Origin of the sequence: Paenibacillus tundrae, assembly GCF_036884255.1 — a bacterium.
Taxonomy (GTDB): domain Bacteria; phylum Bacillota; class Bacilli; order Paenibacillales; family Paenibacillaceae; genus Paenibacillus.
Genome location: NZ_CP145605.1, coordinates 1,325,943 through 1,346,791, shown reverse-complemented (window position 1 = coordinate 1,346,791; position 20,849 = coordinate 1,325,943). Strand labels below are relative to the sequence as shown.

Sequence of the window (20,849 nt, the reverse complement as noted above, 5' to 3'; positions counted from 1 at the left end):
GCTTACATTGCGGATACTTCTATTAAATGAGCCAAATCGTGAAGATATGCACACCCCTGCTGACCCGCTCCATTTTTACTTCACTTGTTTGCGTTTTACTACATTTGAAGCTTTCCGACGTCTTGGACGACGACCTCAAGTGCATGTACCTGTGCTTTTTGCTCGGAGAAGAACCAGATCCGTTCTTTTTTCACAACAATGAATAGACCATTCATATCTCCCATCGGCGCAAAGGTATTACTGATCTCTCCCCATCGCTTAATCCCCATCCGCTCCAATTCACTCACTTTTGCCAGCACATCTTCGCATACGATGCCTACCTCACATACCTTCAATATATCAGCGGTTGAGAAAGCATGCTGCCGTTCATTATGCGCCGAATGATGGGCGATGAATTCTAGAATATTACCTGCGGGGTCTTCAAAATAAAGTGAATGGGCGTTCCAGTTCATAGAGTACGTCTGATCTTGACCATCTTGCAGACTAAGCGGAACCCGAGAAGTTACCCATTCCTTTGCTTCCTGAAAGAGATTCGAAGGTATCATCCATGCAAAGTGATAGAAGGGCTCCTCGTTCGTTTCGTTTTGCATAAATACCATTCTTGTCTGTCCAACTTGAATCGTAAATGAATGCTCAGATTCATCGACAATTGTCATGCCTAACGTATCCTTATAGAACGGTTTAATATCTTTCAACCGTGCAGTGTATAACGTAACCTCTTCAAATACCATCTCGTTTCCTCCTACCGCCTCTCACGGGACACGCCCATAAGATATAACTATATAAATTAAACTAAACCCTATTTACACTGGTCACTGTGATGACAGAACAATCTTTCGATCCCCCGTCACCCAGATTCCTGTGGTTTATATCAAATGAGGATCTACATGCGTCCATGCATGCGTTCCCACGTACTCCACGGTACCATGCCCAGCTCAGGCTTCGCTTCGTCTGGCAGCATGGATATGAATTCAAGCGAGTGCCCATCTGGATCGGTGAAATACACCGACACAGCAGGCATCCAGCCAAACACGTACAATCCGCCAATGTCATCATCTAAGAAATTACGCGTCGTAATACCCTTAGCCTCCAGATAAGGGACAGCTTGTTTCATATCCTCTAAGGACACATGAAAAGCAAAATGCTGCCGCTGAACGTTAGCAGGTTCCTTTTGCCAAAGTCCCAACATTGCGTTTCCTCTACCACCGACCCAGTAAAAGGAGTTCCCTCGCTCGGGCTGTCCATATGCATGTTCCAGACCTACGACCTGTTCGTAAAAATGATGAGATCTCTCCAGATCTGTTACATTCAGATGGGTCTCAAATATACCTTTAATCATGCGGCATCCCCCTCTCTATCAAGTTTTATTTATTATTTACGTGCAGACGTGATGGCCTCTGCTAGATGCAAAAATGAACCAAGTACACGTTGAATCCGTTCTTCAATATCTTGACTTCCTTCATATTCCTCGTATCCATCGTATGTTGCCTCGAATCTTCTACGCTGTGCTCCGCCAATAGAAATCCACTCCGATGCATTGATCCCATGCATATTCCGCACAATCGCTTGTAACTGTAGTAGCGCACTTACGCCTACAGCACCTCCCGATGAGCTAATGGACAACACAGGCTTCCCGCTGAAATAGGATTGACCTAGGTGATCCAGTGCATTTTTGAGCACACCGCTTATGCTTCCATGGTACTCTGGCGTAGCTAAAATAATGGCGTCTGCCGCGAGCACTCGAGCCTTCAGATCAGCCAAATGTAGATCATCGTCGAGTTTCTCATCCGCCGCGTAGAAAGGAACCGGTGTTTGATATAAATCGAACAGGCTCGCTTCATGTCCTTGACCATGAATAGCTTGAATCACATATTCTCCCAGACGTGTACTGGTCGCATTTTTACGGTTACTTCCTGCCACAACAATAAACTTCATTGGGTCACGCTCCTTTTTTTATTTCGTTTCAAGTTCCCGTCTTATGTATTACTAGCATATCTTTCTTCACCCTTAGATGCGTCAGCAGAAAGGCTTAACTTCCAGCACCAAAAAACTCAACCTTTCGGCTGAGTTTCTACGACTTTGGACTGAGGCATGGTTATGATGCTCAGACCACCCATCCTTTGCGGACCGCATGGATCGCAGCTTGGGTACGATCCGATAGCCCTAATTTATCCAATAGATGACTAACATGTGTTTTTACTGTTTTCTCAGTAATGACTAGCTGGGCTGCAATTTCTTTATTACTCAACCCCTGAGCGATAAGCCCCAGCACCTCCCGTTCACGACGGGTCAGCGTATCAAGTTCCTGTGCGGATGCTTGGGCTTCCTTATCCTTTTCTTTATCCTGGCGTTGCTCTTGTACAGACTTTTGCTCTGTCTGCTTCAACGATAACTGCTGTTCATTCATAGATAGTTCAGCAGAAGCCATGACATGCATGAGTTGACCGGCCGCCGCCGGATGAAGCTCCACCTGACCTGCATGTACATTGCGGATCGCCACCGCCAGATCCTCTGGTTCGATGTCTTTTAACAAATATCCTTTGACCCCAGCACGTACAGCAGGTACAACATGATCCTGGTCTGAGAACGATGTGAGCACAATGATTCGAATATTAGGCGTAAGCACTCGAAGCTGTCTAGCTGTTTCTATTCCATCAAGTACAGGCATATGCAGATCCATTAACACCACGTCCGGCTCCAGCTCTGCTGCTTGTTGCAACGCTTCCTGTCCATCAGATGCCTCGCCAACGACAACCATATCGGACTGTGTGGATAGAAAAACATGAAGCCCACGCCTGACCATCGCATGGTCATCCGCAAGCAAAATCCTAATCGGCATCTCTTCTCCTCCTTAATTCTCTACCGTTCAGACGTAAGCGGGACGACCACCGTTACCATTGTTCCTTTGCGAGCGGAGCTCACAAGTTCCAATCGGCCTCCCAACGCTTGAGCACGTTCCTTCATAATCGATAATCCGAGAGAGCGAGTGGACAAAGCTCCGCGCCGCTTGGCTCCACCTTTCCCACGATCGGTTACGCTTAATGTTACCTCACGATCACTCAAATGTAGGATGATCTCAGCCGCGTCTACACCAGCATGCTTACGTACATTATTAAGGGCTTCCTGTCCGATTCGCCATAGCCCGTCTTCAACACTTCGGGGCAGGCTCCCCATACCAGAACGCTGGACAACCACCTGCAGTCCCTGTCCTGCACCATATTCCTGCAATGCACTCATTAGCCCCTTCTCTAAGCCGGCCGGTCGCAGCTGCATAATCAGTGCTCGCATTTCCTTCAGCGCTTCTTGTGAGAGAGAACGAACGTCCTTCATTGCCTCTCGAATAGGCTCAAGCTCTGCAGAACCCAACATCATGCTCTCAGCTCCCTTCGCCGTCAAGGACAAAGAAAATAGAATCTGGTTGACCGAATCATGCAGATCCCGTGCCAAGCGATTCCGTTCTTCCAATCGAGCCAACTCACGCCGTTGTTCAGCAAGTTTCAAGCTTTCCCACGACGCAGTAATGTGTTCAGCAATTGCCTCAAGAACCTCATGATCCGCCTGAGGGAGAATGCTGGATCGAGCATAACCAACGACTAATACACCAACCTCTCCCGGAATAATACTCAGAATGGGGACGGCGAGGCCTGAAGATAGAACAGGTACAGGTAACACCCGTGCACTGCTTGTAGCTATCTCTTGAACCTCTGAGGCGGATAATTTCGTAACGCGATGAAGTTCAATGGCACGCTGTAGACCGTTCAGTCCATCCGAAGGAAAATCTTCATATAATGATCGTTGCTGCAAGGCTCCCACAACATGTGCAGCCTGAACAACCAAACGATCCTCTCTGAGTTTCAGCAATGCCGCAAATGGCCAATCATAATGTTGTCCTAGCAGACTAACCGTTGTCTCGGCCAGCGAATCCAAATGCTTACACTCATTCACCGCGAGTCCTAACGCACTGCTGAATCCGCCTAGCTTCGTAAATAGATCTGCTCGCCTCTGCTCAGCACGATATAACCGCATTCGCTCAATCGCACTGCCGATCTGATAAGCTACTGCTTGTAATAGTGCCAGTTCACTTTCACTAAAGTGCTCTTTGTTCGGGGCAGCTACATTGAGCAGCCCTAACATCTTCTCACCAGATCGCAGAGGTACCGTTGCATGATGGGTGATATCGTAGGTATCTCCCCATTGATATTCACGCGCATCCTCAAGTCGTTTGCAGTTAAGAACATTAACAGCATTGTCCAGTCGTCCATCCCAGAAGCGATTCAGACACCAACACGTGCCACATCGCATCGGTTGCTTCTCTTGACGCTGAAGTGCAGGTGGCAAATTATAGTCTGCCATGAACGAATATTCTCCGCGTTCCCCAATCAGAAATAGCCATCCTGTTGTCAGCCCCGTAAGACCCAATAACTTGCCTATAACGGTATCCAGCATCGTACTCAGGTCGTTCGAGGTATTCAGCGTCTCCGCAATCGTCTTCAGGGTGTACATCTCCTGCATCCTACCTTCTTCAGACATGCAGATTCTCTCCTTTAAGAGTGTTCAAAAAGTCCGACTGCCCTTGTTGAACACGCACATTAACTAAACCTCGTATTGTTCATTATTGTATCCAATCAAGCATGGATATTAAAGGATGAAGTTCGCTGCCCTTACCCCAGCTTCTTACGTTCCTTGCGTGTTGCCGATAACGGCTCTACATTAATTAACCCTCGATCGGATAAAGCAAGAGCCAACTTATAGAAGGCACGCGTTCGAATCTTCGTATACGTATCCTTACTTACAGGAGGGTCGAACACGTGGTTATATACTTTATAATCGAACACATCTTCATCCTTCAAATAACGTTCGCACACAAGCAGACGCTCTTTCTCACTAAGACGAGAGACAATAAAATCAATCGTATCACAATAGGCTTGGCGCGCTCGCTGGACATCCACATTATAAATTGCTGTTCGAGCCGTTGAATCTCCGGTTACATTCGTTGCACCATGGAAGCGTTCTGCATAGCTCGCAGTCACCATCACTTCTCGTTCTTCAAACGCAATGGTTTTGTATATGCGATACTTCTCCAGAGCAGCTTCAACCGCAGTCTGTGTTTTTCGGCGATCCAATTCGGGTAACAATAATTCCATCATCATTCTCCTCCTTATATACTGAACATTTTGTTTTCTGTGCTAGAGCTTCATATAGCTCATGTTCCTTTGTTGCCTTTTGGAATCCGTTCGAGCTTGAATAGACCAAAAACGATGGTATTTTTAATAGACATCAGTTATCATCAATTTACATTTTGTTCGTATATTGTTCGTATTTCTATTCGAGGATACCACTTTCTGGAGATTGGAGTAAACCCTCATTTTGGGTCATTTTGGGCGAATAATAAAACTCACTCTCTCATTCTCTTTACCTTTTGGCATAATTGTTTCAAATCTCTTTACCTAATGGTATATATACGATATAGTACAAATAATGAACGAGTTCCATCCAAGTCGTCTTCTACGAGTTATATAAGTTCAACTAAACTTTTTACACGAGAACGGAGAAGACAGAAATAACGTGAAGAAGCGAAGCGCTCGCCTTTATCGCCGGATTTTCCCTTTAAAGAAAAGGGAATCAAAAAAAATCTGGGGATAACAGCGATCGGAAGGTTATTCTGTCATCGGAGTGGCAAGTGTAAATATTCATTAGTTGAACTTACATAGATGTAGACTACGATAGACTAATCGAAGGAGTGGCATGAATTGTGGAGCATGCTTTTGGATCTTACCTCAAACAACTGCGAGAGTTGCAAGGCTATAGTATCAATCAGCTAGCAGATTCCGCAGGAATTAGTAACTCGCAGATTTCACGCATTGAGAATGGGGTGCGCGGTGTTCCCAAACCGGCAACTATTCGCAAATTGGCAGATGCCCTCTCCGTTCCTTATGCAGAGATGATGAAGCAAGCTGGTTATATGGAAGAAATGAATACCACAACGGATGCACTAGTCACACCTGAGTGGGCAACCTATAAGGATCGTCGAGACTTTAAGAAAATGCTGGAGGATGAGGATGATCTCATGTTTGATGGCATACCGCTGGATGACGAGGACAAGAAGCGTATTAAGGATGTTCTAACAGGACTATTCTGGGAAGCTAAGCAGATGAACAAACGCAAGAAAACAACGGATCCAGATGAGAATAAATGAAGCAATACAGGGTGAACCAAATTGAAGCAGCGGGTGAGATGATATGGATGACATTGTAACAAAGCTGATTCGAAAACACCGGACCAACTGCCCTTTCAGCATTGCGAGAGCCCTTGGAATACACATCCGATTCACCAATCTCGGAAAGTCTACCAAAGGTTTGTATTTTCGTAAGCTGCGACGCAGATTTATTGTGATTCACAATGACCTGGCTCCAGAATGGCAACGTTTTGTGTGCGCTCATGAACTGGGGCATGACCGATTGCATAAAGGCATCAACCGTTTCTTTCTAGAGGAGCACTCCTATTTTGCACCTGGCAAGCTGGAAAGACAGGCGAATCTTTTTGCCATTCAGCTCTTAACCTCAGGGGTAACTCCAGAGCCCGATGAATCACTTGAAAAATATTGCTTACGAACAGGACTGCCTCGTGAAGTGCAGCATTTTTTTTACCCCAACTAAGAACATACGTTCCTTCGTTGTTAAAATTTATTTTCTTTTTGCATCCATACAATATGATGTCACTTATAGGTTACCTATTTTTACGTAAATCGCGAGATTTCCTAATCATTGTCTGCTAAAATAGCAAATGAGCTATACACGCTCAAGTAGATTACTATTTTGGGAGGTTTCGGATTCATATGAAAATCTGGAAGAATTACGTTTCACTTCTGCTAACGGTCTGTTTGCTGTTTGGCAGTGTAGGCATGGCTGCGGCTGCGGATACCACTCCGGGCACAGGCAAGCACATTACCATTCTACATACGAATGATACACATGCACGCGCAGTTGAATCCTCACCTGCGATGGGTTTTGCTAAAGTAGCTGGAATTGCGGACAAATACCGTAGCGAAAACCCAAATACCCTCCTGCTTGATGCTGGAGATGCTGTACACGGCACAACGTTTGCCACACTGGTTAACGGTGAGAGCATCGTCAAAGTCATGAACGAAATGGGCTACCAAGCAATCGTACCTGGTAACCACGAATTCAATTACGGCTCCGAACGCCTACTTGAGCTTGCGGACATGATGAACTTCCCTATGATTAGTGGTAACGTGAAGAAGAAAGACGGCACTCGTCTATTTGAACCGTACCTCATCCAAGAAGTGGATGGCGTGAAAATCGGTATTATTGCGCTGTCCACACCGGAAACGATGTACAAAACGAATCCGAAAAATGTAGAAGGTCTTGATATCACAGATCCTACTGCGGAAGCTAAAGTGCTTGTGAATGAAATTCGCAGCAAAGTAGATGTTGTCGTTGTATTGGGACATCTTGGACAAGATGCATCCAGTACAGATACGAGTCTCAAAGTAGTGAAAGAAGTGCCTGGCATTGATGTATTCATCGATGGTCACAGCCACACTGTACTGCAAGATGGTCTGGTTTCCGATCATGGAACACTGATTGCTAGTGCAGGGGAATATACGAACTACGTAGGGGTTATTGACCTGTGGGTAGATGCTGGTAAAGTAACGAAAAAACAAGCTGCATTGATTGATGAAGCAGCAGCAAAAGATATTAAACCCAATGAGAAAGTTGCCACTTTGGTGAACTCCATTCAGAAAGAACAAGAACCAATCCTGAAAGAAGAAGTAGCTAACACAGCTGTTCTGCTGGACGGTAAGCGTGAACAAGTTCGTGCAGGGGAAACAAACCTTGGCGACCTGCTTGCAGATGCTATTCGTGACGTAAGTGGTGCAGATATTGCGCTGACAAATGGTGGCGGCATTCGTGCTTCCATTGAAACAGGAGTAGTAACTAAAGGTGACGTTATTACCGTTCTTCCTTTTGGTAACCAGGTTGTAACGATTGATGTGAAGGGTTCCGATGTTGTAGCTGCTCTTGAAAATGGCGTAGGCTCCTACCCTGAACCAAGTGGTGGTTTCCCGCAAGTATCTGGTATCACATTCAGCATTGATCCTTCCCAAGACAAAGGAAACCGCGTGCATTCCGTGATGGTTGGAGATCAAGCACTGGATCCAGAAGCTACGTATACACTGGCTACAAATGACTTTACAGCTGTTGGTGGTGACGAATACACAATGTTCGCGAAATACCCAACAACTGGCATGTACGGTGCATTGGATGAAGCATTGATTGAATACATGCAACAACTCGGCGCTGTAGATATCAAAACTGATGGTCGGATCAAAGAAGCTGCATTGCCTGCAGCTGAACCAGAAGCTCCAGTAACAGAAACACCAGCTCCGGTTACACCAAAACCAGAAACACCTAAACCAGAAGCACCTTCCAAACCTACACCAAGCAAGCCAGCACCAGCTAAAGTGCATGTTGTTAAATCGGGAGATACCTTGTACTCCATCTCCAAACAATATGGCACTACATGGCAAGCTTTGCAAAAGCTGAACAAAATCAAAAACCCACACTGGATTTATCCAGGTCAATCACTGAAACTGCCAGCCGCTTCTTAATCTGCTTCCAGAGCAAGAGCGTGCAAACAGGATTAGCGTTGCATGTGAGTGTAACCTAAGCTAGTGAATTGAACGATAGTCTTAACAGAAAAAGGGTGTTCCATTAGCCGTTAGCGGCTTAAGGAACACCCTTTCTCTTATGTTATTTGGGCAGACTCAAGAATTAGTATATGGAACGAATCGGCAATATGGATGGCACCACTATGTTTACCACGCTCACCTTCTTACTTAGCAATCTTACCCTGAGTCTACCTGCTTCATTTTCCAAACTCCGTGCGAAAAACACATCTTCAGCAGTACACTGGGCAAAAAGCTCTTCCTTCATTTACCGCAGTGAACTATAGTAAATATCCCCAAAATTACCATTACCATAGGCTTTCTTGTATTTTCGATTGTTCATTCTTGCATTTAGATGTTGCGTATTTGCACAGTCACTCCTAGAAAAAACTTCGCTAGTTGCTTCCTTTAACACAAACCTGTTGTATACAGAATACAACATACAAAAATATAGTGTTTACGGATGACAATATGCAAAATTTTAAATTCTTTTCTATGACTCTAGCCCTCTTTTTTCGGCTTATAGGTGCCATCGCAACTGAATTTCTGCTTACCGCATAATAACTGGACCTATATCTACGCACATGGTGGCTACAAGATCATAGCTGTTCCTTCACAAGATCTACAGCCTCTTGTGCGGCCATACTGATCCGTTTAGAATCCCCGGATATCGCAAGCACATGTGATCCCAGTTCAACCTGTCCCTCAGCCGCACCTCTTCCAATGACGATCTGCACAGGTAATCCAATCAGCTCTGCATCCTTGAATTTGACGCCAGGTCGTTCATCTCGATCATCCAATAATACGCTGTATCCGGCGTCCATAAGCTGTTGTTCCAACTCAAGCGTCAGCTTCTGTTGCTGTTCATCCTTCCAACTCAGCGTGATGAGATGTACATCGTAAGGAGCAATAGACGCAGGCCACTGTATACCGTCCTCGCCTGCATGTTGTTCAGCTACCGCCGCCATTAAGCGTGATACACCGATACCATAACATCCCATTACAGGTGCGGATTGACGACCGTTACGATCTAAGAATGACGCGCCCATAGCATCACTATACTTCGTTCCTAATTTGAAAATATGCCCCACCTCGATTCCCTTCGTAAACGAAAGCGGTTCTCCGCATGAAGGGCACCCATCACCTTCTGTTGCAAAACGAACGGATTCGACACGGCTCACAGGGAAGTCTCTACCTGGACGCACTCCTGAGAGATGTATATCTGCCTCATTACCTCCTGTAATCGCTGCTTCCATTCCAACCACATCCCGATCCACAACTAGAGGTATGTTCAATCCAATGGGACCTAGGAAACCTACTGCCAATTCAGGATGGCCTGCGAGCGCAGCCTCATCAGCTAAATCCAGTTCTTCCACACCTAATACCTGCTTTAATGCAATATCGTTGACTTCATGATCCCCACGAACAAGTACCGCAACCAACTTATCATCCGCCTGATATATCAATGTTTTGATGATCGCTTCTGCCCCAATGTTCAAGAAGGAGCTTAATTCGTCTATCGTACGAATGCCCGGTGTTTCTATTCGAGTCCACGTTGCACCTGAATTAGAATCTGGCTGAAGATCGCGATTTAATTCGGAGCTAGCCAGACTCGTTGTACCTTTTTCACCTGAAGAATTCAAGTTGGAAGCTTGGTACCCTGCCTTCTCCAGATTGGCTGCATAGCCACACTTCTCACAGGAGACAATGGTGTCCTCACCCACATCGGCAAGCGCCATAAACTCATGTGTCGCTCCCTGTCCCCCAATCGTTCCTGCATCCGCTTCAACGCGCATATAGTTCAAGCCACAGCGCTCCAGAATGCGTGAATATGCCGTATTCATCGCCTGGTACGTCTGGTCTAGCTCTTCCCAATTGGAAGCGAAGGAGTACGCGTCCTTCATCACAAATTCCCGACCACGCAACAAACCAAACCTCGGTCTGCGTTCATCTCTGAATTTCGTTCCGATCTGATATAACGTGAATGGCAACTTCCGGTAAGAGTTGACCTCATCACGTACCAGTGCAGTCACCACTTCTTCATGAGTTGGCCCGAGTGCAAACTCTCGCGCATGACGATCCTTCAAGCGCATAAGCTCCGGCCCATACTGGTCATATCTTCCGGACTCTTCCCAGAGCTCGGCAGGCTGCATAATCGGCAACAATACTTCCTGACATCCCGCACGATCCATCTCTTCGCGAACGATACGTTCAACATTTAACAGAACACGTCGCCCCATTGGCAGATAGCTATAGATCCCCGATGCTAGTTGGCGAATCATGCCGGAGCGCAGCAACCAGCGATGTCCTGCTGCGTCTGCCTCGGCTGGCGCTTCCCGTAATGTAGGGATTAGAATTTCACTTTGTCGCATGTGGATACACCTCTTCTTTTTGTCATCTGACGTACAACATAATCATTGGATAAACAGCAAAAAGACACATCCGTCAAGGGACGAATGTGTCGTGGTACCACCCTTATTTAACTGCATGAATTCAGCCAGATTACCTTGCCAAAGTTCTCTTGAACTTGAGCATGCTGAACAAGCCAACGCTGCTCGCACCTAAGGACGAGTAGCAGTCATGCAATCCTTCAGAGCATAACGGGCTCATCCGGCGGAAGTTGCAGTCATCGACCTTCTCCTCCGCAGCTAGCAAGGCGGGAATTACGAAGCAGCAACGAAAACCTCACACCATTGGTTCTCTCTCTGTTGAAGCCAACCGTCGTAATCATGTCCTTGTTGATCGCTGTTACCATTTTTGATCACATTAGTTCATTACTCCAAAATTGTCAACTAGGGCATTCTTATATCTCATTCAAATACCTTACCTGAATGATATTCGACTACATCACGAAGAAGCATGTATGCATCTCCATTCGTGAGCTCGTTTTGGTCTGCAATCCCATCCAGCGTAGCAGCACTGATGAGATTTTCCCGCTGCAATTCAGCTATAGCTTGCTCAGGCGATATGGACGCTCCAACAGGCTCGATCATTAGCCATATCATGTATGCAGCTTGATTGAGTGATAGCGGCATGGAAGCCGGATTAGTTATGTTTGCGATAGCTTCAGTAGCTTGTCCCGGGTAACTGCTCGGGAACATCGCCTGCATCCGCTTTAATTTACTCAAGAAGCGCTCGGGATTCATGGCAACATCCAAGTCCCATCCATCATTATTATAGTTACCAGAGGTCATGTACATACTTGCGGCAGCTAATAAACCTCGGTAATCCTTATGCTTCATATAGTCGGGTTGCTCGAATGGTTGCATCGATAAATCCATCCCTTGCTTCTCCAGTATGGTACGTAGTTCGGTTGCACGTTCTTGTGAAGCAGACAGCTCGCGGAACGTTTCCTGATGCAGTTCGGCCAGCTTGACCGCTGCTCCGGCAGCTTCCCCTGTTGCCATTCCTAATGGCACAACTCTCGCGCTTCCGTGAGGAATGGTGTCATAGCTCGCAGCTCGTCCAACAACCAACAGACCATCTACGTTCAAAGGCACCAATGCACGAAAAGGCACCCCATACTGAATCGGACTCATCATAATTGTACCTGGCAGTCCGGCACTTGTGCTTTGGATATCAATGTCGTAAGAGCCGTAGGCGATAGCATCCCAGTGATCCCGGTTTTCCATCAGATCAGCGAGCGTCAACCGATATTCGCCATAGATATGGCGTGATTCTCTGACATAAAGTTCATCGGCAGTCCCCTCATACTGAAGACCTGCGAATTCGGGGTAATTTTTCTGCAAATAGTCTACAATCCTCGGAGCCTCTTCCCTACCTATCCGGAGACCCTCCTGCACAGAGGCTGGATCTAACGGATCGACTCCAAAGATCTGCATCGTGTTAATCAAAATGGTGTCGTCATTCTGTCTGCCGATGTTCAAGCTACGAATTTTCACACGGTCTGGATTGGTTGATTCATAGTTACGCGCATCTCCGTAACCCCAGGCACTCATTTTATCCACACCTGTTCCTTCTCTGTCCCTGAACTTCTGCCATACGTCATCTGTGACCCCACTTAGCTTAAAGACGAGGGTGGATACCATCTTAGACTTGCCGTCTCCAATGTCCTGTCTGCCTATGGAATAAGGCGCTCCAGCAGCTGCGGCGATATCTGCATCTTGGGTCGCATCAATGATCGAACGCGTCGCAATATGTACAGTCGTCCCTTCCTCCGTTGTGATGTCCATTCCTGTAATGTTCCTCTGGTCACCCGAAGCAGATTCGGTCACAGGTTCCATATGCTTCACATGCATCAACAGATCAATGTTGGGCTCGGAACGAATCATTTGGTAGAAAACGTTCGCAGCAGTATGGGTATCAAATGAACTTCCCTCAATCTGATCAAACCATTCTTGAAAAATACCTTTGTTCAAAAAGTCAGCCTGCCTCAAACTGCTTAACCATTGTGGTTGATCAGGAGAGTAGTTCAGATCAAGCGTATTCAATCCACCCTCTGTCATTAATCCCCCAAGCATCTTCCGGTGACGCGCTTCCGTGAGCAATACGGTCATCCCGTTACGAGCCGCTGATAAGGCTGCAGTGATGCCTTCCGGATCGGTTCCCGCGACAATAACATCGTAAGAATCAGCGAGTTCTGTCGTCGATTGCACAGCCTCCAACGGTTGCCAGACATAATTATTGTTGAACTTATAGTTCTTATTCCAGATATAGAACGCCCCATAAGCAGCACTGCATGCAACGATAAAGACAGCCGCGACAATAAGCGCTACTCTTCCCTTTTTACTTTTCCCCACCTAACCTAACCCCCATATGTAATCTGATGTCATAAAAAAAACATTTCCCAATGGCGTGTGCCATGTCAGGAAATGTTAATTATACATCGATCTTGTATGCTCAAACGGTCTATCCACTTGAACATGCTTATAACAAAAACTTGGAACTTTCCCCTAACTTTACCCATTATAAAGTTCGCTTTTTCCAATGTAAAGGGTCATGCGCTCTCAAAACGACAGACTATCTGCCTTCGTATTCTGAACTCCAAACTCGTCTTCCCTCTGCTATGAAATGTGCCTTAGTGGCTGACATGTTGGATGCTTACCTGTAATATAGAGAAATAACAATCCGTTCGTTCATTCGCTAAGTTATACATGTACATTTCACAAAGGAGTTCATCCCATGCCATATATCATTTATGATCTCGAATTTACCGTAAGTCGCAATGCTCGCTACTCTTCCGAAATTATTGATATCGGTGCAGTAAAAGTCACAGAAGGTGAGGACGGTCTGATCGTTTCCGACACGTTCCATACCTATGTTCGTCCTTCTAACAAATCGGTACTCTCTACCGATACAATTCAATTCACAGGCATTACACAAAAAGACATTGATGCAGCCCCGCTTTTTCCGGAAGCGATACGAAACTTCATTGCATGGATGGGTAACGCCCCATACTACATGTGCTCATGGGGACCGGATGATCGCAGCAAGCTAATTTCTCATTGCCGGACACACCAGCTCGATGTAGCATGGATCACGAATCATAACGATTTACAGCAGCAATGGTCACGCACTGTACGCAAAGAAGGTAAGTTCCGTCAGCTTGGACTTGCTCAGGCACTTGAACTATGCGGGATTGAATTCGATGGTACGCAGCACAGAGCACTTGATGATGCGATCAACACAGCCAAAGTATTCATTCATCAATTTGAGAGTTTTAATCTTGAGACGAATTGCGCCGCAGATGATGAAGGAATCACATCCAAGGTGGTCTATTCCAGTAGTATGGATGATGATCACGAGTCACCTTTTGGAAACTTGGCTCATCTCTTTAAGAGCAAAGAATAATCTACACTTGCATGACCAACGCAAGGGATGCTTATTAGGGCGAATCTTAAAACTCCAAACGAAGCAGATTTTGCCGAATTTTCGTTCCAAGCCAGGAAGTTTTCCGCAGGCGTGCCGGAGCACATCCAAGGAAACTGACATAGCAAGGGGCGAAAAGGCAGTGAACGATGTTCTTCAGCGAGTTTTGAGACACACCCTAGGTAGGGGCTTGTTTGTAAACTTGCTGCCAGCGCTCTAGGCATTCCTTCATTCGGTTTCGATACTCTTTGGGTTCAAGAATTTCTGCATTGGGGCCATACTGGGTTAACCATGTTAATAACTCTTGGTCATCACTCAAAATCACTTCGAATAATAGCGTGCCCCCAGGCTCGCTCGTCAGCAGAGGACGTACTAAATATTGTTGCTGCATCACATGCTCTACGGCATTCGGAAAAAATCGGATTTTAAACGCAATCCACTCGGTAGCTTTACCATCCCTTGGGGTTCGGAAATAGTTCTGTAATAGGAAGTCATCTTTGCGGAATGTGCGAGGCAAAATCCGTATGTTCTGTATACGACCCACTTGAAATCTCCTCAGCTTCTCTGATTGATGGCAATAAGCGAGCAGATCAAATCTGTACTCTCGAGGAACTAGACTATACGGATCAATTTGAATGACGATCTTTTTCCCCTCGGTGAGGTACTCTGCTTCAATCGTGTTCTGAGAAATACTAGCTTCAAGAAGGGTGACCAGTGTACTATTCATCATATCGGAATTTTCATTTTGCCAGACGGGTAGCCCAACTTTAAACAACCCACTAATGTGCTCCGACCATTCCACCCGCTCCGTCTTATTTTTCTGACTTGAAGCGATGACCTTCTCATATGCACTCTCAAAAGCTGGCTTCAACAACGGGCGGATATGTTCCATAACCTCAGCCAAATGCATAAAGGCTGCCGCCTCATCATCTGACCAGTTCAGGGGATACATCGCAAATTGGCTGATAAACATATACCCTCGGCCATGTCCCATATTCGCAATCGGAATATGCATTGCACTGAGAGCCTCCATATCACGGTATATCGTTCTTTCCGTTGTCTCACACCGCTCAGCTAGCTCACGAGCCAGAATTCCAGGTTTGGCCTGCACAAGCGTGATAATGCGCATTAATCGGATCAGTCGGTCTGTCATTTTGCCGGATCCTCCACGATGTTGTTTCAATAAATTTGTGACAACTCCATCCATTTTTATGATGATGGACATTGCTTGATTGAACTTATTTACCATTTCTGTTTTCTTGCAATATCCATTATCACATTCATAGTAAATTCGACTTATTTCTTAACTTCACCTTTAAAATCTATGTAGAAACAGTTATTGGTATCACGTTATGAATGGTTCTTTCTCCCTACTCGCCTAACATCGTTTTTCCACGAACTTGGTAAGGATTAGCATACGTAATTCCATAGTGATAGCGCAGTTTCTCCACCATTTCGGCCTCTTCATAATAATCCAAATCTTGTTTGCGGGCTGCTTCAATCAGCAGGGCATCCGCATGTCGTCGCAGTAGATTACTTCCTTCTTGTACACGCCCTCTTTCATAAGCTCGTAGAGCTTGTTTAATCAACGGTACTGTCTCACTAAGCTTAATGGTCTTTTCGACCTTCGGATCCTCCGGTTGCCTCAACATACCCAAATGACTCGTATATTGAATGTACAACTGTTCTCTTCGGAGCAACACTCGCTGGCTCTGTTTCAGTTTGCGTGTACTCCAATAGGCTGAACATACAGAAGCTTTGCCTGATAATCTGGATCCCATCGCAAATTCGAGTAAGATCTGTTTACTCTCGCCTTTATAGACATCTCCAAGTCGGAGCACCCAACCGATATCTGTCTCTTTGGAGCGGCATCCGTAAATGCCTTTAAGCTCGATTCCATATTCCGGTTTGAGCAATAATTCCAAGTCTCTAGACACAATTTTAGGTGCTAACTTCCTGAGTCTTTTGGCAGGGGAACCGTTGCGCCATTCAATCATCATATACACGGGGTCGGCTCCTCCCGTCGGTATGGCCTCTTTGTTCCACGAATAACATACTTCAAAGACTGAGTTCACTACGTCGTCTCCCCCCCGATTTTTATGTATTATCTTCTAAGTTATCAGGGTGAATGGACACTATATTGTCACGGAACATATGTTCGCATATAAAATTTACACAAAAATAATTATAGATGGTTTATTCCTTCTTAATCCGTCTAATTACGACACTAAACGACAAAAAAGCCTGGCAAATTGCCATGCTTTTCAAGGGGTTATTCTTGGCAAGACCTAACTCACAATGCCGATGAATTATTTAAAATTTGAGGTATTGATTCATTCCATTCTGTTTCGGCAACGGGTGCGTACGTCACACTATCAATAATTAGTTTGCGTCCAATAGGCTCGCCATTGACTGTAATCATAATTGTTTTGGTTGGTGCTCCACGTTCTGTAGTATGCATATTTTTCTACTCCTTTTGTATACGATCTTCTTCCGAAATCGGATATATTATTTTCATTATATTTTTCGTCTTTGTGAAGAGTAAGCTCCCGGAACTGGGGTAATATTTATAAGTCAGACCTGTTCGTGTGCTTCCTTATCGTTCTATTACCCTGACACTTTGTGAACGAAACTAAATATTACTTGCAAAAAATGTGGACAGCCTGAACCCATTGCGCTACTTTTGACGTATAATGTAAGAGCCATGCTTTCATTAAATGAAACAAATAAAGACATAAATCGTCTGACGAATCTACCACATCGAAAGAAGGTGTCATGAATGCCAAAATCGATTCATCATGCTCTAATTCGGGTGTTATTCACCACATGCATTTTGTTTACTGCCTCGTTAACTTCTACAGTACATGCAGCAAATGCCAATATATTTTCAGATATATACAGCGGATGGGAACGGGTAGCTGAACTTCCAGGAGAAGTGAATGCCCTACAGCAAAGCTATCAAGAGACGTTAAACAAGCTCAATGAAACTTCCGCCCAGTTGGGACAAGCCCAGGCGAACGTCGAAGCCTTCAAAGCTCAGAATGATCAGTTAATCGCACAAAACCAAAAACTGACTGAAATGGTCAGCCAATTGCAAGACGATCAAAATGCCAAAAATACGACTGCCAAACGAATTCAGACGATGATTATTACCATCGTTGCTCTTATATTGGGTTACTTTATTTTGATTCGCCTTATGCGTTTGGGAATGCGTCGTCGCTCAGGCCGAATCTAAAACGAGAACAGGAGCAGCCGCATGCACATACACCTCAATACCGTTGAAGCTGGTGGCGCTGGACAAGTCGTTACCTTCTCGCTTGTTCAGGACGACCGGCTTCATATTTTGCATCCACAGCAGATTGTTGCATTTCGTGGCTCTAGTAACAGCCGTAATGATAAGTTTATGAACATTTCAGGCATTGTCCGCAAAAAGAAACTGATCAAATCGGAAATCTCTGGTCCATGCCAGTTTGTAGCTGCGCTCCCTCCCGGTTTTACGATGAAAGAGGTCGAGCTGGATGAAGAGAGTGATCTGTTATACGACTTCAGACATCTCTTTTTTTACTCCGATGGCGTCACCATGCATACCAAAATTCAGAAAATCAAAAATATGCTCATCACCCAAGATGCGGTCAAAATGAAGTTTTCGGGAAAAGGCAAGATCGGACTGTTAACTCAAGGCCAAGTATGCCAACAGGAGCTACATCCCACCGCCCCGCTCTATGTCGACGCGGGCAGCATTATCGCCTACCCTGAGAATGCACACTTGGAACTCACCGTATATGGGAACCATCTGGCGAGTCAGCATATGAATTATCACTGGAAAATGACTGGACACGGCTCGGTTCTATTTCAAGCAGGACGTGAGAATAGCCGACTGGAAAGGGATGTGAACGATGAAGGTCTGTTCAAGCGAATCTTGAAAGAAGTGATCCCCTTCGGGAACGTTTTAATTAAATAATGCATTTCACGACCAAACCGTCTGGAGACTTATGCCACTTTATTGAAGTGAGGTAGCCACCAGGCGGTTTCGTGTTATAATGGATCAGACATTTGAAGAAGAAAATCCATGCCGTCTGGCATGGGAGAGGTTCGCGAACTCCCTCTACAAGACTTAGACCCATTGGGTCAGCACAGTCTTGCGTACATTGAATTGAACATGTGGACACCGTGTTATGCACCTGTTGTACAGCAGTTCAATACTTTGTGTTGATGACACAAACAGCATGTACGTAAAAAACTAAGGACACTGGATTGGAAATCCGCTTTTTTTGAAGCGATTTGCAAGAAGGTGTGTTTTTTGATGGATGTTAGTTCATGGACTTCTCTGTTCTTCCGACACCCTATGCCTAAGTGCATGGCGTGATCTTAAGAAGATGGAGAGGTTTTTTTATGTTGAACGAAGAAAAAGCAGTCGTTGTTTTCAGCGGCGGTCAGGACAGTACAACTTGTTTGTTCTGGGCCAAACAGCAATTTGCTGAAGTTGAGGTGGTTACGTTTGATTACGGACAGCGCCACAAGCTGGAGATTGAATGTGCCTCTGCTATTGCTAAGGATCTCGGTGTGCAGCAGACTGTGCTAGATATGAGCCTGCTCAACCAGCTTGCCCCTAACGCATTAACTCGTAATGATGTAGAAATTACACATAATGAAGGCGAGCTGCCCAGCACTTTTGTGGATGGACGTAACCTGCTGTTCCTTAGCTTCGCCGCTATTCTTGCCAAACAAAAAGGCGCACGTCATCTCGTCACAGGTGTATGTGAAACCGATTTTAGCGGATATCCGGATTGCCGCGACTCATTTGTTAAATCAATGAATGTCACTCTTAACCTGTCGATGGATTATCCGTTCGTAATTCACACGCCTTTGATGTGGCTGGACAAAGCCCAAACTTGGAAAATGGCAGATGATCTGGGTGCCTTTGAATATGTACGCGAGCGCACACTCACTTGTTATAACGGCGTGATTGGGGATGGCTGCGGAGAATGCCCTGCATGTAAATTGCGCAAAGCCGGATTGGATCAGTACGTAGAGCAACGTACAGCAATAGGTCATACGGGAGTGGATGTGCGATGAGAGAGCCTGGAACATTCCGTATTGTTGAACGTTTGCAGCGGATTGACGAGGATATCCTGCCAACACAGCTAAGATATCATCGCAAACGTGTACTGGTCAGCAAGGAGTTTACTTTTGACGCGGCACATCATCTGCACTGTTATGAAGGTAAGTGCAAGAACTTGCACGGTCATACGTATAAAGTTATTTTCGGCATCAGCGGTTATCCGGGTGAAACCGGGCTGACGGTTGATTTTGGACATATTAAAGATATATGGAAAACAAAAATCGAAGGTTATCTGGATCACCAGTACCTTAATGAAACACTGCCTCTGATGAACACAACGGCGGAAAATATGGTCGTATGGCTGTTCGAACAAATGGAACACGCGCTTCAGACGGAGCCATATGCGGCACTCACTGAAGGCGGACGTACGGAGTTTGTAAGACTTTATGAGACACCCACCAGCTATGCCGAAGCGAGACGGGAGTGGATGATCGATGAGTAGCATTCCTAGTCAAGCTATGCGCATTCCTGTCATGGAAATATTCGGCCCTACCGTTCAGGGGGAGGGTATGGTCATCGGGCAGAAAACGATGTTTGTCCGCACCGCTGGCTGTGATTACCGTTGCTCCTGGTGTGACTCTGCTTTCACCTGGGACGGCACCGGCAAAGATCAGATTCAGAAGATGACAGCTGAGCAGATATGGGAGGAATTGCGCCGCGTTGGCGGATCTCGCTTCTCCCATGTCACCATCTCTGGCGGTAATCCTGCTCTGCTCGCTTCGCTGGATGGCTTAGTTAATCTATTGCGTGAGCATGACATCCGTACAGCCGTAGAGACGCAAGGATCTCGCTGGCAGCCATGGCTGGCAGACATCGACGAAGTCACCGTCTCACCTAAGCCGCCAAGTTCTGGCATGGATACAGATTGGGACGTGCTGGATGATGTGATCGCGAGGCTTGCCGCAGTTTCCCCAGACCGAAGTCATAGTCTAAAAATCGTCATTTTCGACGAAACAGACCTGAACTATGCCCGGCGTGTGCATGCACGTTATCCGGGAACCGATTTATTTTTGCAGACAGGTAATCCGAATGTGACATCGATGGATACGCCTGACCTTGCGGCCTCCCTGCTCACTCGTTATGAGTGGCTGATTGACCAAGTCAGTGCCTCCGATGATCTGAATAACGTCCGTGTGCTTCCTCAGCTTCATACATTGGTATGGGGGAACAAGCGCGGCGTCTAAGCTGGATGCAATGGGTGTAATGGGC

The 20,849-nt window shown here is 45.8% G+C and carries 20 protein-coding genes; 9 read left to right on the top strand and 11 right to left on the bottom strand.

Annotated features, from left to right (window positions below; translation table 11 throughout):
• Positions 1-98: 98 nt before the first annotated feature.
• The 6 genes from V6W81_RS05805 to V6W81_RS05780 all read right to left on the bottom strand — a co-directional run bounded on the left by V6W81_RS05805 (position 99) and on the right by V6W81_RS05780 (position 5,144).
• The gene (locus V6W81_RS05805; RefSeq protein WP_338542024.1) at positions 99-731 is read right to left on the bottom strand and encodes a VOC family protein; all 633 of its coding nucleotides are present in this window, start codon (positions 729-731) and stop codon (positions 99-101) included.
• Between the two features lie 152 nt (positions 732-883).
• A complete protein-coding gene (locus tag V6W81_RS05800; protein ID WP_338542022.1) occupies positions 884-1,339 on the bottom strand; it encodes a VOC family protein in 456 nt (151 codons plus the stop codon).
• 32 nt (positions 1,340-1,371) lie between these two features.
• Entirely contained in the window at positions 1,372-1,935 is a 564-nt protein-coding gene (locus tag V6W81_RS05795) for an NADPH-dependent FMN reductase (protein ID WP_310139657.1), read from the bottom strand.
• Positions 1,936-2,104: 169 nt separating this feature from the next.
• On the bottom strand, positions 2,105-2,839 hold the full coding sequence (locus V6W81_RS05790; RefSeq protein ID WP_145051087.1) for a response regulator: 735 nt from the start codon (positions 2,837-2,839) through the stop codon (positions 2,105-2,107).
• 20 nt (positions 2,840-2,859) lie between these two features.
• The gene (locus V6W81_RS05785) at positions 2,860-4,530 is read right to left on the bottom strand and encodes a GAF domain-containing sensor histidine kinase (protein WP_338542020.1); all 1,671 of its coding nucleotides are present in this window, start codon (positions 4,528-4,530) and stop codon (positions 2,860-2,862) included.
• 131 nt (positions 4,531-4,661) lie between these two features.
• Positions 4,662-5,144: an ArpU family phage packaging/lysis transcriptional regulator gene (locus V6W81_RS05780; RefSeq protein WP_145051278.1), complete on the bottom strand. Its 483-nt coding sequence runs from the start codon at positions 5,142-5,144 to the stop codon at positions 4,662-4,664.
• A gap of 605 nt (positions 5,145-5,749) precedes the next feature.
• Between V6W81_RS05780 and V6W81_RS05775 the strand changes: the two genes are divergently transcribed.
• From V6W81_RS05775 to V6W81_RS05765, 3 genes are all read left to right on the top strand, one after another.
• Positions 5,750-6,196: a helix-turn-helix domain-containing protein gene (locus V6W81_RS05775; RefSeq protein ID WP_145051093.1), complete on the top strand. Its 447-nt coding sequence runs from the start codon at positions 5,750-5,752 to the stop codon at positions 6,194-6,196.
• A gap of 43 nt (positions 6,197-6,239) precedes the next feature.
• On the top strand, positions 6,240-6,656 hold the full coding sequence (locus V6W81_RS05770) for an ImmA/IrrE family metallo-endopeptidase (protein ID WP_239290276.1): 417 nt from the start codon (positions 6,240-6,242) through the stop codon (positions 6,654-6,656).
• Between the two features lie 179 nt (positions 6,657-6,835).
• Positions 6,836-8,632 (top strand): 5'-nucleotidase C-terminal domain-containing protein, encoded by a 1,797-nt coding sequence (locus V6W81_RS05765; protein ID WP_338542019.1) that lies wholly within the window; start codon positions 6,836-6,838, stop codon positions 8,630-8,632.
• A 656-nt stretch (positions 8,633-9,288) separates the two neighbouring features.
• On the opposite strand, the gene V6W81_RS05760 is transcribed toward V6W81_RS05765, so the two are convergent.
• Entirely contained in the window at positions 9,289-11,061 is a 1,773-nt protein-coding gene (locus V6W81_RS05760; RefSeq protein ID WP_338542018.1) for a proline--tRNA ligase, read from the bottom strand.
• A 438-nt stretch (positions 11,062-11,499) separates the two neighbouring features.
• Positions 11,500-13,449 (bottom strand): FAD-dependent oxidoreductase, encoded by a 1,950-nt coding sequence (locus V6W81_RS05755; RefSeq protein WP_338542017.1) that lies wholly within the window; start codon positions 13,447-13,449, stop codon positions 11,500-11,502.
• Positions 13,450-13,831: 382 nt separating this feature from the next.
• Here V6W81_RS05755 and V6W81_RS05750 point away from each other — a divergent pair, with 382 nt between their 5' ends.
• Positions 13,832-14,500 (top strand): 3'-5' exonuclease, encoded by a 669-nt coding sequence (locus tag V6W81_RS05750; RefSeq protein ID WP_338542015.1) that lies wholly within the window; start codon positions 13,832-13,834, stop codon positions 14,498-14,500.
• Positions 14,501-14,696: 196 nt separating this feature from the next.
• On the opposite strand, the gene V6W81_RS05745 is transcribed toward V6W81_RS05750, so the two are convergent.
• The 3 genes from V6W81_RS05745 to V6W81_RS05735 form a co-directional block, all read right to left on the bottom strand.
• Positions 14,697-15,671 (bottom strand): helix-turn-helix transcriptional regulator, encoded by a 975-nt coding sequence (locus tag V6W81_RS05745; protein WP_145051111.1) that lies wholly within the window; start codon positions 15,669-15,671, stop codon positions 14,697-14,699.
• A 217-nt stretch (positions 15,672-15,888) separates the two neighbouring features.
• On the bottom strand, positions 15,889-16,593 hold the full coding sequence (locus tag V6W81_RS05740) for a hypothetical protein (protein WP_145051114.1): 705 nt from the start codon (positions 16,591-16,593) through the stop codon (positions 15,889-15,891).
• A gap of 218 nt (positions 16,594-16,811) precedes the next feature.
• A complete protein-coding gene (locus V6W81_RS05735) occupies positions 16,812-16,979 on the bottom strand; it encodes a hypothetical protein (protein WP_186381026.1) in 168 nt (55 codons plus the stop codon).
• Between the two features lie 318 nt (positions 16,980-17,297).
• Between V6W81_RS05735 and V6W81_RS05730 the strand changes: the two genes are divergently transcribed.
• The 5 genes from V6W81_RS05730 (at position 17,298) to queE (ending at position 20,824) form a co-directional block, all read left to right on the top strand.
• A complete protein-coding gene (locus V6W81_RS05730) occupies positions 17,298-17,753 on the top strand; it encodes a hypothetical protein (RefSeq protein WP_056694116.1) in 456 nt (151 codons plus the stop codon).
• 21 nt (positions 17,754-17,774) lie between these two features.
• Positions 17,775-18,479, top strand: a complete 705-nt coding sequence (locus tag V6W81_RS05725) for an AIM24 family protein (RefSeq protein ID WP_307214619.1) — start codon at positions 17,775-17,777, stop codon at positions 18,477-18,479.
• A gap of 434 nt (positions 18,480-18,913) precedes the next feature.
• Entirely contained in the window at positions 18,914-19,594 is a 681-nt protein-coding gene (gene queC, locus V6W81_RS05720; RefSeq protein WP_056694411.1) for a 7-cyano-7-deazaguanine synthase QueC, read from the top strand.
• A complete protein-coding gene (gene queD / locus V6W81_RS05715; RefSeq protein WP_145051123.1) occupies positions 19,591-20,082 on the top strand; it encodes a 6-carboxytetrahydropterin synthase QueD in 492 nt (163 codons plus the stop codon). Before queC ends, queD begins: the two co-directional genes overlap by 4 nt.
• Positions 20,075-20,824, top strand: a complete 750-nt coding sequence (gene queE / locus V6W81_RS05710; RefSeq protein ID WP_338542010.1) for a 7-carboxy-7-deazaguanine synthase QueE — start codon at positions 20,075-20,077, stop codon at positions 20,822-20,824. The genes queD and queE overlap by 8 nt, the downstream gene beginning before the upstream one ends.
• The last annotated feature ends 25 nt before the right edge of the window (positions 20,825-20,849 follow it).

Excerpts from the sequence above, each read along its gene's own strand:
- V6W81_RS05805 (WP_338542024.1), bottom strand. The coding sequence starts at position 731 with ATGGTATTTGAAGAGGTTACGTTATACACTGCACGGTTGAAAGATATT.
- V6W81_RS05800 (WP_338542022.1), bottom strand. The coding sequence starts at position 1,339 with ATGATTAAAGGTATATTTGAGACCCATCTGAATGTAACAGATCTGGAG.
- V6W81_RS05795 (WP_310139657.1), bottom strand. The coding sequence starts at position 1,935 with ATGAAGTTTATTGTTGTGGCAGGAAGTAACCGTAAAAATGCGACCAGT.
- V6W81_RS05790 (WP_145051087.1), bottom strand. The coding sequence starts at position 2,839 with ATGCCGATTAGGATTTTGCTTGCGGATGACCATGCGATGGTCAGGCGT.
- V6W81_RS05785 (WP_338542020.1), bottom strand. The coding sequence starts at position 4,530 with ATGTCTGAAGAAGGTAGGATGCAGGAGATGTACACCCTGAAGACGATT.
- V6W81_RS05780 (WP_145051278.1), bottom strand. The coding sequence starts at position 5,144 with ATGGAATTATTGTTACCCGAATTGGATCGCCGAAAAACACAGACTGCG.
- V6W81_RS05770 (WP_239290276.1), top strand. The coding sequence starts at position 6,240 with ATGGATGACATTGTAACAAAGCTGATTCGAAAACACCGGACCAACTGC.
- V6W81_RS05765 (WP_338542019.1), top strand. The coding sequence starts at position 6,836 with ATGAAAATCTGGAAGAATTACGTTTCACTTCTGCTAACGGTCTGTTTG.
- V6W81_RS05760 (WP_338542018.1), bottom strand. The coding sequence starts at position 11,061 with ATGCGACAAAGTGAAATTCTAATCCCTACATTACGGGAAGCGCCAGCC.
- V6W81_RS05750 (WP_338542015.1), top strand. The coding sequence starts at position 13,832 with ATGCCATATATCATTTATGATCTCGAATTTACCGTAAGTCGCAATGCT.
- V6W81_RS05745 (WP_145051111.1), bottom strand. The coding sequence starts at position 15,671 with ATGACAGACCGACTGATCCGATTAATGCGCATTATCACGCTTGTGCAG.
- V6W81_RS05735 (WP_186381026.1), bottom strand. The coding sequence starts at position 16,979 with ATGCATACTACAGAACGTGGAGCACCAACCAAAACAATTATGATTACA.
- V6W81_RS05730 (WP_056694116.1), top strand. The coding sequence starts at position 17,298 with ATGCCAAAATCGATTCATCATGCTCTAATTCGGGTGTTATTCACCACA.
- V6W81_RS05725 (WP_307214619.1), top strand. The coding sequence starts at position 17,775 with ATGCACATACACCTCAATACCGTTGAAGCTGGTGGCGCTGGACAAGTC.
- queD (WP_145051123.1), top strand. The coding sequence starts at position 19,591 with ATGAGAGAGCCTGGAACATTCCGTATTGTTGAACGTTTGCAGCGGATT.
- queE (WP_338542010.1), top strand. The coding sequence starts at position 20,075 with ATGAGTAGCATTCCTAGTCAAGCTATGCGCATTCCTGTCATGGAAATA.